This is a genomic window from Pseudomonas sp. LAMO17WK12:I5, from assembly GCF_900215165.1.
Classification (GTDB): domain Bacteria; phylum Pseudomonadota; class Gammaproteobacteria; order Pseudomonadales; family Pseudomonadaceae; genus Aquipseudomonas; species Aquipseudomonas putida_A.
Genome location: NZ_OBDS01000004.1, coordinates 387,882 through 402,721, shown reverse-complemented (window position 1 = coordinate 402,721; position 14,840 = coordinate 387,882). Strand labels below are relative to the sequence as shown.

The 14,840-nt window shown below is 60.8% G+C and carries 12 protein-coding genes; 1 reads left to right on the top strand and 11 read right to left on the bottom strand.

Translation table 11 applies throughout. The annotated features are described in order from the left end of the window. Positions 1-190: 190 nt before the first annotated feature. The 11 genes from CRO59_RS09570 to CRO59_RS28925 all read right to left on the bottom strand — a co-directional run bounded on the left by CRO59_RS09570 (position 191) and on the right by CRO59_RS28925 (position 11,929). A complete protein-coding gene (locus CRO59_RS09570) occupies positions 191-1,045 on the bottom strand; it encodes a DUF3800 domain-containing protein (protein ID WP_096794734.1) in 855 nt (284 codons plus the stop codon). Between the two features lie 5 nt (positions 1,046-1,050). Continuing rightward, on the bottom strand, positions 1,051-1,386 hold the full coding sequence (locus CRO59_RS09565) for a YceK/YidQ family lipoprotein (protein WP_096794733.1): 336 nt from the start codon (positions 1,384-1,386) through the stop codon (positions 1,051-1,053). A 213-nt stretch (positions 1,387-1,599) separates the two neighbouring features. Beyond that, complete coding sequence (locus CRO59_RS09560) at positions 1,600-3,051, bottom strand: lipopolysaccharide kinase InaA family protein (RefSeq protein ID WP_097087072.1); 1,452 nt, start codon at positions 3,049-3,051, stop codon at positions 1,600-1,602. Beyond that, positions 3,051-3,803 (bottom strand): lipopolysaccharide kinase InaA family protein, encoded by a 753-nt coding sequence (locus CRO59_RS09555; RefSeq protein ID WP_097087071.1) that lies wholly within the window; start codon positions 3,801-3,803, stop codon positions 3,051-3,053. The genes CRO59_RS09560 and CRO59_RS09555 overlap by 1 nt, the downstream gene beginning before the upstream one ends. Further along, positions 3,800-4,534, bottom strand: coding sequence for a lipopolysaccharide kinase InaA family protein (locus tag CRO59_RS09550; RefSeq protein WP_097087069.1), 735 nt, complete (start codon positions 4,532-4,534; stop codon positions 3,800-3,802). Before CRO59_RS09550 ends, CRO59_RS09555 begins: the two co-directional genes overlap by 4 nt. After that, positions 4,534-5,340, bottom strand: a complete 807-nt coding sequence (rfaP, locus tag CRO59_RS09545; RefSeq protein WP_096794729.1) for a lipopolysaccharide core heptose(I) kinase RfaP — start codon at positions 5,338-5,340, stop codon at positions 4,534-4,536. Before rfaP ends, CRO59_RS09550 begins: the two co-directional genes overlap by 1 nt. Next, positions 5,341-6,462 (bottom strand): glycosyltransferase family 4 protein, encoded by a 1,122-nt coding sequence (locus tag CRO59_RS09540; protein WP_097087067.1) that lies wholly within the window; start codon positions 6,460-6,462, stop codon positions 5,341-5,343. After that, positions 6,462-7,523, bottom strand: a complete 1,062-nt coding sequence (waaC, locus tag CRO59_RS09535; RefSeq protein ID WP_097087065.1) for a lipopolysaccharide heptosyltransferase I — start codon at positions 7,521-7,523, stop codon at positions 6,462-6,464. The genes CRO59_RS09540 and waaC overlap by 1 nt, the downstream gene beginning before the upstream one ends. A 1-nt stretch (position 7,524) precedes the next feature. After that, on the bottom strand, positions 7,525-8,559 hold the full coding sequence (waaF, locus tag CRO59_RS09530; RefSeq protein WP_047290935.1) for a lipopolysaccharide heptosyltransferase II: 1,035 nt from the start codon (positions 8,557-8,559) through the stop codon (positions 7,525-7,527). Positions 8,560-8,867: 308 nt separating this feature from the next. After that, positions 8,868-11,807 (bottom strand): bifunctional [glutamate--ammonia ligase]-adenylyl-L-tyrosine phosphorylase/[glutamate--ammonia-ligase] adenylyltransferase, encoded by a 2,940-nt coding sequence (gene glnE / locus CRO59_RS09525; protein WP_097087064.1) that lies wholly within the window; start codon positions 11,805-11,807, stop codon positions 8,868-8,870. Then, positions 11,804-11,929, bottom strand: coding sequence for a hypothetical protein (locus tag CRO59_RS28925; RefSeq protein ID WP_256198919.1), 126 nt, complete (start codon positions 11,927-11,929; stop codon positions 11,804-11,806). Before CRO59_RS28925 ends, glnE begins: the two co-directional genes overlap by 4 nt. 262 nt (positions 11,930-12,191) lie before the next feature. On the opposite strand from CRO59_RS28925, the gene aceE reads away from it, so the two are divergent. After that, positions 12,192-14,837 carry a pyruvate dehydrogenase (acetyl-transferring), homodimeric type gene (aceE, locus tag CRO59_RS09520; protein WP_003220999.1) on the top strand — a complete coding sequence of 882 codons (2,646 nt, stop codon included), beginning with the start codon at positions 12,192-12,194 and terminating at the stop codon, positions 14,835-14,837. Positions 14,838-14,840: the final 3 nt, after the last annotated feature.

Sequence of the window (14,840 nt, the reverse complement as noted above, 5' to 3'; positions counted from 1 at the left end):
TGCGCCTTGAAAATTGATGTGCCCTCGCACCGGGCGAGAGACAGCTAAAGGGCGGGATTATAGCGTAAAAGCGCCGACAAGCCTCTAGCGGAACTGGCCGGCCTTTGCGTTGACACTCCCGAGCCTCTCAACATAGACTTCCGTGCAAATGGGCTGGGGGATCCCGGTCGGCGCTAATGCCTCGGTGAGATCACCGGGGCTTTTCGCTTTCTGGGGGAGGGAAAACCTTCAACCCCCAATTCTCGAAACCTTTCCCAACTTTATTCCGCCCACCGCTGCAATAGAACTTGCGCCTGAGCACATCAAACGCGCGATTTTCCTGACCCGCCCTCAAAACACTCATGCCGATCGGCCTTGCAACAAGATCAGCCAGCTGCAATCCGGTGGAATTGACTTGTTTTGTGGCGAAGACGATGTCAAACGGCAGTTGAACCCCCAATCGGTTAGACCCGCCACAAACCCTGCGAAACTCCAGCTCAAGCTCGTTATCCTCCCGCTTGCCTCGCCGCTCGAAAATCACATGCGTTAACACTTTATGTTGATGCTTTTCCTGCAAAAACTCATGCAGCGTTTCCAGACAGAAGCCGAGAGCCAAGTGGTAGGGGTTGTCCGCAGATGCCTGCTTTTCGCGCAGCAAGGCCTTGTCGATAACGCAACTGATCAGGACAAAATTGATGGCCTCGATAATGCAGGTCAATTCGTCGAGAAAGGCATGCTTGTGCACTCTCGAAGTGAACAGGCTGGAGAACGCTCCTTTTTCTTTTCGAATCTCCAGCTCATGCAGCACGATCAGATCGTGCCCCATATGGTTGAACTTGAATTTCTGGACAGCCGGAATGACCTTTTCGCAGTAATGCCTTTTTTGAAAGACGCAAAAAGCAAGCACGAATATAGGGTAATAGGGATCCAGCTTCTGCATCCCTTGATCACCGCTTTCATCAACATAGACGATGTAGTCGCTGTATCTCCCGGACGGATACAAGAGCGCTGCCGCTTCAACAATCGCTTGCGACTCGCTCTGGTTTTCAAACAGAGAAAATTGCAAAAAAGTTACCCGCGATCTGTTCGCCAATAGATGCCGATATTGCCATCCACGACCTGTTGATAAATCGTATACGGCAACACCACCGTATCCAGCACCCCGGACAATGGCAGGTCCAGCAACACGAATGGCACCAGGACGCCGGAGGGGTCAGGGGGCGCGTGGAGCACACAGAAGTCGAACGCCAGACCGCTGTAGATCCGTGGAATCGATTGGCAGTAGGTTTTCTGTTTGCGCATGTCGCGGGCGACGTCAGCGTCCATTTGCAGGACCGAGGCGGCGGTGCCGCAGCCGGATAAAAGCCATGCGCAGGTGCTGAGTGTTAAAGCGTTTTTGATGGTCAAGTCTTGCCCTCCGAAGTGGTCAGGGCAAGCTAGCATCGGGGCTGGAGCGGGCACAGTTCATGGCTTCTGGAGAAGCTGTAGGACAAGTCAGTGCAGTTTGTCCGCTATTGCTCAACGGGAGTTTTTTGGGGCTTTAAAGCCCTGTTGCGAGCAGGCTCGCTCCTACAGGGGAATGCTTTCCCATGTGGGAGCCAGCCTGCTGGCGAAGGCGGTTCAGGCCGAGCTGGAGATGTCCTTGGGCAACCGCTGATCGATCACCTGATACAGCGCGCTGCTCTCGGGCCAGTTGCGCATGAAACGCGCCCGATCCCGCGCATAGGCCGCTGCGAAACTTCCGACAGAACCGTGCTGACACATCGAATCCAGGTCGATCAACGCCCAGCGATCTTCCTGCCAGAACAGGTTATGCCCCTTGAAGTCGCCATGGCTGATGCGCTCGGCAATCAATCGTGCGAACAGTTGATCCAGCGCCTGCAACTCGGATTCCGGCGCCGCACCGCTTTCCACGTACGGCGCGAAGCGCTCAATGATGTCCGGCCCCGGTAGAAACTCGGTCACCAGATAAGCACGGCTGCGCAACCATAAAAAACGCTTTTCCAGCACCGCCAGCGGTTTCGGCGTGGCGATGCCGAGGAACGCCAGGCGATTGCCTTCACGCCACGAATGCCACGCGCGGCTCGGGCGCCAGAAGCGCTTGAGCCAGTGCGCAAAGCCTTTGATGTTGTAGCGCTTGATCACCAGCGTACCCCCGGCCACTTCGACCTTGCCGACACTCGCCGCGCCGCCGGTCTTGTACAGATGGCCCTGATCGAGCAGCGCATCGGCCTGATCCAGCACCGGGAGCATCGCCGCTTCTTCCTCGCGACGGATCGCCCGCAAGCCGAACGCACCGCGCTGCACACTGAACAACGTGCACTCGCGGCCCACCTTGATCAGGTAATCCTTCAGGCGCCAGGCGCGCACCTTGGCGATCTGCTTCTGCAAGGCTTCCAGCGGCAACGCGTGCTCGCTGTTGCTCAGCAGGTAATACACCAGCAATTCTTCGGTGAACGGCTCCAGCGACTTGGGCAACTGGGCGAAAAACACCCCGAGGTTTTCCAGCACTTTCTGCCGCGACAGCGGCTGGCCAGCGGTCTCGGCGCAGATCCCGGCGCCATCGATCAGGTACAACTGACCGCCCTGGCGCAGCAGGTTGTCGAGGTGCAGATCTTCCTGCCACAGGCCTTTGCCATGCAGTTGACCGATAGCGCCCAGCGCCTCGGCGAGTACCGCCGATTGTTCGTCCGCCAGCACTGGCAGCGATTCGACTTTCTGCCAGGCCTCACCGAGGCTTTCGGCACCTTCGAGAAATTCGAACAACAGCCAGCCGCCCTCGCCATCCGTCAGGCCATCAGCCAACAACAGCGGCGTGGTCAGACCTTGTTCGGCGAGCAACTTGACGCCCGCCAGTTCGCGCTGAAAATGCCGCGCAGCTTTGCTGCCCACCAGTAATTTGGCCAGCACCGGCCGGCCGCGCCACACCCCTGCACCGACATAGCGCTGCCCCGGCAACACCCGCAGCAGACTCAGCAGTTGCAGATCCGCTGGGCCTGCCGCATCGGCAAGCGAAATCGTCAGCGGCAGACTCGGCGCACGTCCGGCGTTTTTCAGTTCTGACAAGCGCATCAACGGGTCTCCTTGCGACTGCGCCGTGCAGTCAGGCGCGTCACCCAGGTGTCGACCAGCGAACTGTTGACTGGCTGATCGAGATAGGCCGCGAGCAACTCGCGCAATTGCGCTTCGCTCCATTCCGGCGCACGACGCAGCAGCGGCTCCAGATCCTTGACCCGGTCGCGCATGCCGAACAGCAGGGGTCGGGTCTTTTCCAGGTCGATCAACTGCGCCTTATACGCGTCGCCATCAGCCTGCAAAAAGATGTGTTTCGGATAAAAGCAGCCGTGTACCTGACGCACGCCGTGCAGCTGGCGCGCCAGTTTTCCACAGGCCTTGAGAATGGCCGATTGCTGCGCGGCGCTCAGCTCGGACCAGCGTTGCAGCAGCGAGTCGAGATCGTCCCAACCGTCGAGGGCACGGGTCAGCAGGATCGCCTGGACATCGCCCTTGACCTTGCGCTCACCGAAGAACGCCGCTTGCAGCGCCGGGATCCCCAGCTTGTTGTAGCGGCTGATATTGCGAAACTCGCGGGCGAAACTCGGCTCGCCGAACGGCGCATGCAGGGTGCGGGTCAGGTAGTTGCTCTGGCGCTTGAGGTAGTAGGCCTGCCCTTCCAGCTCCAGGCGAAACACGCTGCTCCAGCCACCGCCATCGGTGTTCGGTTCGTCCACGGCTTCGAGCTGTTTGGCCCAGAGCGCGTCGAAAGTGCCGAGGCCATGACGCTCAAGCAGCGCCCGGTCTTCAGCGGCCAGGAAATCAGTCATTCGCGTCCCTCGAAAAATCTCACTACGTGGCGAATCCGTTTCTTGTCGGCGGCATTCAGCCGATCACGTCCGCGGTATTGCAGGTAGAAGCGCAGGCGCTGGGTGTTCGACAGGTGATACTTGGCCACCTTGTCGAGACAGGCCAGATCCTTGGTGATCCGGTATTTGAGCCAGAAGCCGCGCCAGAAATCGCCGTTCGGGCAGTCGATCAGAAACAGCTGCGCCTGATCGTCGATCAGCAGGTTGCGCCATTTCAGATCGTTATGGGTAAAGCGGTGGTCGTGCATGGTTCTGGTGTAGCCGGCCAGTTGGCGGCTGATGCCATCGACCCACAGACGATCCTTGAGTTTCGGATCGTTGCGTTCGGCCAGCGCCGAGAGGTCTTCGGTGCGCGGCAGCTCGCGGGTGATCATGGCGCCACGGGCATAGGCCGCGCCACGTCGCTCCAGACCCCAGGCCACCACTTCGGCGGTGGGAATGCCCCATTTGGCGAAGCGTTTGAGGTTCTGCCACTCCATCTTCACCCGGGGCTTGCCCAAGTAACGACGCAAGCCTTTACCGGCGCCGACGTAGCGTTTGACGTAGTAATTCACGCCGTTGCGCTGCACGCGAATGACTTCGGACAGCGGATCACGGGTCAGACGTTCGCCCTGCAGGGCAAACACCGCTTCGAGGCTGCCGAAATCTTCGGCCAGTTCGCTGTATTGCGGTTCAAGCGTCCAACCCGCCATCAGAGCGCATCCCCGTAACGCTGTTTGCGCGCATAAAGCTTGTTGGCCTTGCCTTCGAGCCAGCTCAGCAAAGGCGCTTCTTCGGCGAGGATCTGACGTAGCGGCTGCTGGAAGTAGCCCTTGAGGAAACGCAGCTTGTCGCGTCGGGTCAGACCGATGTCCAGCGCCGAGAAATACAGCGCGGCCAGGTCCTTGTTGCGCCAGCGTTGAGTAATTCTTGGGCGAGTCTGGGCGCGGTGCAGGTCGATCACCGAGAGCTTGAAATCGTCCGGGGTGATCGGCTTGTCGGTGTGCAGCAGAAAGTGGCAGATGTAGCAGTCGCGGTGGTTGACCCCGGCGCGGTGCATCATGCCGGTCATGCGCGCCACTTCAGCGATCAGCGCGTGCTTGAGTTTCGGCTGCGGCGGGTTCTTGACCCAATCGATGCTGAAGTCTTCGAGGCTGATGGTCGGCGCCAGCTCTTCGGTGACGATGAACGAATGCTGATCCGCCGGGTTGCTGCCCTTCTCGCCGTAAGCCACGGCGGTCATGGTCGGCACCCCGACTTCCTGCAAACGCTGGATTGCCTTCCACTCCTGACCCGCGCCGAGCACCGGCAGCTTGGCGGTCAGCAGGTTCTTGAAGATCTCGCCCCAGCCGATGCCCCGGTGGATCTTGACGAAAAATCCGTTGCCGTCGACTTCCGTGCGCAGAGTCCGTCGAGCTTCCAGCTCGCGGTAGACCTCGCCCTGCAAGCCTTCGACTTCGGCGAACGGGTCGCGCCCGGCCCAAAGGCTCTTGAACGGTTCAGCCAGCATCAACTTCATTTAAGCGTGCTCCGCCAGAATCACATCGGCCGCGTGCTGCGGCATGCTGTAGAGGTCGGCCGTCTCGGCGAAAGCCAGACCATTGCGGCTCCAGGCCGCGCGTGCAGCGTCGTCATTCAACATGTCAGTCAGGTATTGCGCCAGTTGCGCCTGATCGAACGGTTCGTCCAGCACTCGCCCGGCGTCCGCCTCGGCAATGTAATGGGCGTAACCGCAGACCGCGCTGACCAGCACCGGCAACCCGGCGACCAGCGCTTCGAGCAATACGGTGCCGGTGTTTTCGTTGTACGCCGGGTGGATCAACAGGTCGGCGCCAAGCAGGAACCGCGGAATATCGCTGCGACCCTTGAGGAAGGTCACGTTGTCGCCCAGGCCCAAAGTCGTACTCTGCATCTGGAACAATTTGGGGTCATCCTGGCCGATTACAAACAGCCGGGTGCGTTTCTTCAGCTCGGCGGGCAATGCGGCCAGTGCCTTGAGGCTGCGATCGACGCCCTTGGTCTTGAACCCGGAGCCGATCTGCACCAGCAGCAGTTCGTCGTCCTTGAGGCTGAATTCGGTGCGGAAACCGGCGCGAATCTGGTCGGCATCCGCCGGCCGGCGACGATCCTGGGCGATACCCGGTGGCAGCAGGTGGAAGCGCTCCAGCGGCGTGTCGTAGTGCTTGATGAACAGCGGCTGCTGCACTTCGGAAATCATCAGCACTTCGGTTTTCGCGTCTTTGGCGAACACCGCGCGCTCATACTCGGCGAAGTGGCGGTAGCGGCCCCAGCGGCGGTACAGCGAATGGCGCAGGTTCTGCGCCTTGTCTTCGAAGCAGCCGTCGGCGGCGTAGTAGACGTCCAGCCCCGGCATCTTGTTGAAACCGATCAAGCGGTCCACCGGACGCTTGGCCAGATCCGCTTCCATCCACGCCGTGAGTTTCTCGTTGCGCCGATGATTGAAGAACGCCTTGACCGGCGCCACCAGCACTTCGAAACCGGGCGGCACGTCGCCTTCCCAGATCAGCGTATAGACACGGATCTGATGGCCGCGCTTCTGGCATTCGAGGGCGATGCGCATGAAGTCGCGCTGCAAGCCACCGAACGGGAAATATTTGTACAGGACAAAAGCCAATTGCATCAGCGCAGCTCCTCAGCCATTAACAACGTGCTCAGTCGGCTGGCGACACGCTCGGGATTCAGACGCGTGAAGCACAGGGGCTGCTCGCGTTTCAGGTCAAACTGACGGGCATCCTGCGCGGTCGGTTGATACGTACATTTCTTTTGCAGGCAAGGGGCGCAGGGGAAATCACTGGCCATGTGAATCTGCACCTTGCCGTAGGCGCCAGTCAGGCCCGGATTGGTCGGGCCGAACAGCGAAATCGTCGGCACATCCAGCGCGGCTGCAAGGTGACCGAGACCGGTGTCCACCGCGACGCAAGCCTGGGCGCCGGCCAGCACTTTGCCGACCCCGGCCAGATTCAGCTTAGGCAACACTTCGGCGTGTTTGAAACCGGCGGCAATCCGTTCGGCACGGGCCTTCTCCAGCGGGTTGCCCCACGGCAGTTTGACCCCAACGCCCAGATAGCCGACGCGTTCGGTCAGCTCGCGCCAGTAGACTTCCGGCCAGTGCTTGGTGTCCCACGTGGTGCCGTGCAGGAACACCACGAAGGCGCTCTTGCGCGGCAATTCCACCAGACGCTCGACGTTGAGGCCGTAGTCGCCCAACCCTTTGGGCAGGTCATAACCAAGGGCGATGGCGAACAACTGACGCACCCGTTCGACCGCATGCTGCCCACGGGCCACCGCCAGTTTGCGGTCGTAGAAACGTGCAGCGATCGGCTCGCGCGCCGAGCCTTTGTCGAGGCCGGCCACCGGGGCTTTGACGTAGCGCGTCAGCCAGGCGCTTTTCAGCAGGCCCTGAGCGTCGATCACCAGATCGTATTGGCTGGCGCGCACGCTTTGCTTGAAGCGCTTCCACTCGCCACTCTTGATGGTCTGCCAGAGGTTCTTGCGCCAGCGACGGATCGCCACGGGAATCACCTTGCCGACGGCCGGGTGCCAGGTCGGGATCTCGGCGAAGCCTTCTTCCACCACCCAGTCGAACTTGATCCCGGGGATGGCCCGGGCCGCGTCGGTCAGCGCCGGCAACGCGTGAATCACGTCGCCCAGCGATGAAGTCTTGATCAGCAATACCCGCAACTTAATGAACCTCGACCACGGAGCCCTGCAGTTTCTGCAAGGCATCGTTGACCGCGTCCGGCATCAGCTGGCGCAGGCAGTTGTAATGGCCGAACCGGCAGGTACGGTCGAAGCACGGGCTGCAATCGAGACCCAACCGAACAATTTCGACGTGCTCGGCCAGCGGCGGGGTGAAGCCCGGCGACGTCGAGCCGTAGACCGCCACCAGCGGACGGTTCAGCGCCGCAGCGACATGCATCAGGCCGGAATCGTTGGACACCACCGAGTCGGCACAGGACAGCAGGTCGATGGCCTCGGCCAGCGAGGTACCGCCGCTGAGGTTGACTGATTCCTCACGCAGGCCGGGAATCAGCCGCGCGCGAATGTCTTCGCCTACCGCGTGGTCGTTTTTCGAGCCGAACAGCCACACCTGCCAGCCTTCGCGAATCCGCGCTTCGGCAACCTTGGCGTAATGCTCGGACGGCCAGCGCTTGGATTCGCCGAACTCGGCGCCGGGGCACAGGGCCAACACCGGACGGTCCAGAGTCAGGCCGAACTTGGCCAGCGCCGCTTCGCGGGTCACCGGATCGATTTGCAGGCTCGGACGCGGATAAGGCTTCGGCAGCTCGGCGTTCGGCTCGTAAGCCAGCGCCATGAAGCGCTCGATCATCAGCGGATAACGTTCTTTATCCAGCGTGCGCACGTCATTGAGCAGGCCGTAGCGGAATTCGCCACGCCAGCCGGTGCGTTGTTTGATGCCGGCGAAGAATGGCACCAGCGCCGACTTCAGCGAATTCGGCAGCAGGATCGCCTGATCGTACTGGCCGGCCAGGGACTTGCCGATTCGCCGACGCGTCGCCAGTTCCAGAGCGCCATGGCCGAGCGGAAAGCTCAAGGCCTTGCGCACTTCAGGCATGCGCTCAAGGATCGGCCGGCTCCACTCGGGGGCCAGCACGTCGATTTCGCATTGCGGGTGGCGCTGCTTGAGACACTGAAACAGTGTCTGCGCCATCACCATGTCACCGACCCAACTGGGCCCAACGATCAGAATATTCATGTGGTTTCCATAAACGAACCGGGGAGGCCAATGCCTCCCCGCCTCGAGAATCACTGAGGGAGCGGCGCTGCTTGCGATGGGTCATTACCTTCAACATGACTGTCGACTGTCACTCCGCTATCGCGAGCAGGCTCGCTCCCACATGGTTTTGCCTCTGTTCACACATCTGCGACTCACCGCAGATCACTGTGGGAGCGAGCCTGCTCGCGAAGGGGCCAGCACATTCAACATCCATGCTGGCCGACCGACCGCCTTCGCGAGCAGGCTCGCTCCCACCTTTTGAATCTCATTGCCTTCACTGGCGCGCTTCAGCTTAACCCCATCTCTTTCCATATCCGCAAAACCTGCCGCCGTTCTTCGGCAAACTGATCGCCCGATATCACCCCGGCGTCCTTCTGCAAGGCTTGTCGGTGGGCGGCGGAGCGGTAGGCTTTATAGGCCTCGCGCAACAGGCTGGCATCTTCGGCAGGCATCAGCCCTTCGTGTTCCAGCTCTTCCAGAATGCGGATGTTATCGGTCCAGCGCAGCAATGGCGGGTGGCTGTGCGACCACGCCAGGGCCGCGTATTGCACCATAAATTCAATATCGACGATACCTCCGGCGTCCTGCTTGAGGTCGAACGGCGCCGTGGCCTCGAAGGCATTTGCCGCGGTACCGGCCGCCGTGCTCTTGCTGCCGAGGTTATCGCGCATCTTGGCACGCATCTCGCTGACTTCCTGCTGCAGCTTGGCCAGATCCCGCGGCTTGCCCAAAACCTGCGCGCGGACTTTCTCGAAGGCCTGGCCGACATCCTGACTGCCGACCAGCACCCGCGCCCGCACCAGCGCCTGATGTTCCCAGGTCCAGGCTTCATTTTCCTGATAGCGCTCAAACGCCCCGAGCGAGCTGACCAACAGCCCCGACGCGCCGGACGGCCGCAAACGCATATCCACTTCATAGAGCTGACCGGAGTTGGTCTGCGCCGTCAGCAAGTGAATGATCCGCTGTCCCAGCCGGGTAAAGAACTGTGCGCCATCGATCGGCTTCGGCCCGTCGGTTTCCGCCTGCGGATCACCGTCATGGATGAACACCAGGTCCAGATCCGAACCATGCCCCAGTTCCAGCCCGCCGACTTTGCCATAACCGACAATGATGAAGCCGGGATCGCACAAACTGCCATCGGTGCGCAGCGGCGTGCCGTACTTGGCCACCGTCTGACGCCAGGCCAGCGCCAGCACTTGTTCGAGAATCGCTTCGGCGAGCCAGGTCAGGTAATCACTGACTTTCATCAACGGCAGACTGCCGGCGATTTCCGAGGCGGCGACGCGTAAGCGGTGCGCCAGTTTGAAGTGGCGCAGGGCTTCCATCTGCTGTTCGAGGTCGTCTTCGGGGATCCGCGTCAGGCGCTCGCGCAATTCGGCGGCGAGTTCCGGGGCCAGTGGCGGCTTGAACAGCCGGCCTTCGTTGAGCAACTCGTCGAGCAGCAACGGGAAGCGGGTGATCTGCTCGGCGATCCACGGACTGGCCGCGCACAGGGTGAGCAAGCGTCGCAGGGCACCGGGGTTTTCCGTGAGCAACACCAGATAGGCCGAACGTCGGGCGACCGCTTCGACCAGCGGTAGCACCCGCTCCAGCACCAGATCCGGGTTGTCATGCTCCACCGCCTGGGCCAGCAGGCGCGGAATAAACGCATCGAGACGCTCGCGACCCAGCCGCTGCATCGCGCGTAACTGCGGGCTGCCGCGCAAACCGGCCAGCGCCTTCAGGGCCTTGGTCGCATCGGCGAAGCCGCCCTCTTCGAGCTGCCGGCAAGCGGCCTCTTCATCCTGCGCCTCTTCCCACAGCGGCAACCACTCACCGCCCACTACCACTTCGCAGTCGGCGCCCTCTTCCTCATCGGGATCGGCGATCACCTGCGCAAAGTGCCAGGCCACGCGGCCACGCCAGAACATCAGCTTTTCATGGAAGGCGTGCCAATCGGCGAAGCCGAGCATGAACGCAATGCGCGCCTGATCCTGAGCGCCGTCCGGCAACATTTGGGTCTGGCGGTCGGCAATCGCCTGGATCGCGTGTTCGGTGTAACGCAGGAATTCGTAACCTTCGCGCAGCTCGCTGATCACCGCCGGCGGCAGGTAGCCCTGTCCTTCCAGCGTGCTCAGCACCTTTAATAGAGGACGCTGTTGCAGGCTGAGGTCGCGCCCGCCGTGAATCAACTGAAAAGCCTGGGCAATGAACTCGACCTCGCGGATACCGCCGGAGCCGAGTTTTATGTTGTCGGCCATGCCCTTGCGCCGCACTTCCTGCTGGATCAGTTGCTTCATGGTGCGCAGCGCTTCGATCGCCGAGAAGTCCAGGTAACGGCGGTAAACGAACGGACGCAGCATGTCGAGCAACTGTGCGCCCGCCACCTGATCGCCGGCCACCACCCGCGCCTTGATCATCGCGTAGCGCTCCCAGTCGCGGCCCTGATCCTGGTAATACTGCTCCAGTGCATTGAAGCTCAGCACCAGCGCGCCGGATGAACCGTACGGACGCAGGCGCATGTCGACGCGGAACACGAAGCCGTCGACGGTCATCGGGTCGAGGGCCTTGATCAGGCGCTGACCGAGACGAATGAAGAATTCCTGATTATCCAGCGCGCGTTTCACGCCGACGGTTTCGCCGCCCTCGGGGTAGGCGAAGATCAGGTCGATGTCCGACGACAGGTTCAACTCGACCGCGCCGAGCTTGCCCATGCCGAGGATGACCATCTGCTGCGGCAGACCGCTGCGCCGACCGGTCGGCGTACCGAACTGCTGGCAATGGCGGCTGTACAGCCATTGGTAGGCCTGGTCGATGGTGGCGTCGGCCATGTCCGACAGGTCGCGGCAGGTCTGTACCAGATCAGCCTGGCGGTTGAGGTCACGCCAGATGATCCGCACTTGATGGCGGGCACGCTGGCGACGCAGGACGCGACCGAGTTCGTCTTCGCTTTGCGCGGTGTTCACGGCGGCGGCAATCTGCGCGCACAATTCACCCGGCGCGAACGGCCGATCAAGTTCGCCGGACTGCACCAGTGACAACAACATCAAAGGGTCACGAACGCTCTGTTCAATGACGAAATCGCTGGCGGCACTGACGCGGGCGAATTGCGCCCAGCGTTCCGGGGTCCAGTTGGAAAAGCCGTGATCGTCTTCCAGCGCGGCGACGGCCGTACGGAACGACTGCTCGGATCGAGTGACCAACGGCAGGAGAATGGCGGGGAGTTCAGCGAGCACGGGCAGGGTCATGGTCTATCCTTGATCGGCGTGTAAATGGCCGCTTGTAGTGTTTGATGAAAACCCGCTACGCGAAGGACTGTCGAACAAAAGTTAGAAATAGCTGAAATTTCTTCTTCTTTGGCATCCAGCATCAAACTTTCACCTTTTTCGGATGGTAATCGACCAACCTTAACGATTATTCTCACAACGCAGTCGGAGGCCACAAGCCTTTCCTCTGTAGTTTTACTACTCGTCTATACAGGCGAAAGGCTGAAATGCTCAAAGATTTGTAGTAAAACTACACGCCGCCGGAACAACCTGTCGGCAATCCAAGAATTTTAAATCGTCTGCCCACAAGGCCAGTCGCAAACTCAGGCAACCGATTCTGGAAGCCTTTCCGCCCTGGAGCAAGCCATGCAAGACCTCGATCCCGTCGAAACCCAGGAATGGCTGGACGCCCTGGAATCGGTTCTCGACAAAGAAGGCGAAGACCGTGCTCACTATCTGATGACCCGTATGGGTGAACTGGCGACCCGCAGCGGTTCGCAGCTCCCTTACGCCATCACCACGCCTTACCGCAACACCATCCCGGTAACCCACGAAGCACGCATGCCTGGCGACCTGTTCATGGAACGCCGCATTCGCTCGCTGGTGCGCTGGAACGCAATGGCCATGGTAATGCGTACGAACCTGAAAGATTCTGACCTGGGTGGTCACATCTCCAGCTTCGCTTCCAGCGCGACCCTGTATGACATCGGCTTCAACTACTTCTTCCAGGCCCCGACCGACGAACACGGCGGCGACCTGATCTACTTCCAGGGCCACACCTCGCCAGGCGTTTACGCCCGCGCGTTCATGGAAGGCCGCATCACCGAAGACCAGATGAACAACTTCCGCCAGGAAGTCGACGGTCAGGGCCTGTCGTCCTACCCGCACCCTTGGCTGATGCCTGACTTCTGGCAGTTCCCGACCGTATCCATGGGTCTGGGTCCGATCCAGGCGATCTACCAGGCACGCTTCATGAAGTACCTGGAACACCGCGGTTTCATCCAGCCGGGCAAACAGAAAGTCTGGTGCTTCCTGGGCGACGGCGAGTGCGACGAGCCGGAATCCCTGGGCGCGATCTCCCTGGCTGGCCGCGAGAAGCTGGACAACCTGATCTTCGTCATCAACTGCAACCTGCAGCGCCTCGACGGCCCGGTTCGCGGCAACGGCAAGATCATCCAGGAACTCGAAGGCGTGTTCCGCGGTGCACAGTGGAACGTGACCAAAGTCATCTGGGGCCGTTTCTGGGACCCACTGCTGGCCAAAGACGTCGACGGCATCCTGCAACGTCGCATGGACGAAGTCATCGACGGCGAGTACCAGAACTACAAAGCCAAAGACGGCGCGTTCGTTCGCGAGCACTTCTTCAACACGCCTGAACTCAAGGCGATGGTTGCCGACCTGTCCGACGACGAGATCTGGAAACTCAACCGTGGCGGCCACGACCCGTACAAGGTCTATGCGGCGTACCACGAAGCGGTCAACCACAAAGAACAACCAACCGTCATCCTCGCCAAGACCATCAAGGGTTATGGCACCGGTGCCGGCGAAGCGAAAAACACTGCGCACAACACCAAGAAAGTCGACGTCGACAGCCTGAAGTTGTTCCGCGATCGCTTCGACATCCCGGTCAAGGACGAAGAGCTGGAGAACCTGCCGTTCTTCAAGCCAGAGCCAAACAGCGCCGAAGCCCGCTACCTGAGCGAGCGCCGTGCCGCACTGGGCGGTTTCGTACCGCAGCGCCGCGCGCAGAGCTTCAGCGTACCGACCCCGGACCTGGACACCCTGAAAGCCATCCTCGATGGTTCGGGCGACCGTGAAATCTCCACCACCATGGCCTTCGTGCGGATCCTCGCGCAACTGGTCAAGGACAAGGAAATCGGCCCGCGCATCGTGCCGATCATCCCGGACGAAGCCCGTACCTTCGGTATGGAAGGCATGTTCCGCCAACTGGGCATCTACTCCTCCGTCGGCCAGCTGTACGAGCCAGTCGATAAAGACCAGGTGATGTTCTACAAGGAAGACCAGAAAGGTCAGATCCTTGAAGAAGGCATCAACGAAGCAGGCGCCATGAGCTCCTTCATCGCTGCCGGTACTTCGTACTCCAGCCACAACCAGCCGATGCTGCCGTTCTACATCTTCTACTCGATGTTCGGCTTCCAGCGTATCGGTGACCTGGCCTGGGCCGCTGGCGACAGCCGTACCCGTGGTTTCCTGATCGGCGGCACCGCCGGCCGTACCACCCTGAACGGTGAAGGCCTGCAGCACGAAGACGGTCACAGCCACCTGCTGGCCGCGACCATCCCGAACTGCCGCACCTACGATCCGACCTACGGCTACGAGCTGGCGGTGATCATTCAGGACGGCATGAAGAAGATGACCGAAGAGCAACAGGACATCTTCTACTACATCACCGTGATGAACGAGTCGTACCAGCAGCCAGCCATGCCGGCCGGTGCCGAAGAAGGCATCAAGAAAGGCATGTACCTGCTCGAAGAAGACACCCGCGATGCAGCGCATCACGTACAGCTGATGGGCTCCGGCACCATCCTGCGTGAAGTGCGTGAAGCGGCGAAGATCCTGCGTGAAGAGTTCAACATCGGCGCCGACGTATGGAGCGTCACCAGCTTCAACGAACTGCGTCGCGACGGCCTGGCCGTAGAGCGCAGCAACCGTCTGAAGCCTGGCCAGAAGCCTAAGCAGAGCTACGTTGAAGAGTGCCTGAGCGGCCGTAAAGGTCCGGTGATTGCCTCTACCGACTACATGAAGCTGTTCGCCGAGCAGATCCGTCAGTGGGTACCGTCCAAGGAATTCAAAGTCCTGGGCACCGACGGTTTCGGCCGCAGCGACAGCCGCAAGAAACTGCGTCATTTCTTCGAAGTCGACCGTCATTTCGTGGTGTTGGCAGCCCTGGAAGCACTGGCTGACCGTGGTGATATCGAACCTAAAGTGGTGGCCGAGGCCATCGTCAAGTTCGGCATCGACCCGGAAAAACGCAACCCACTGGACTGCTGAGGA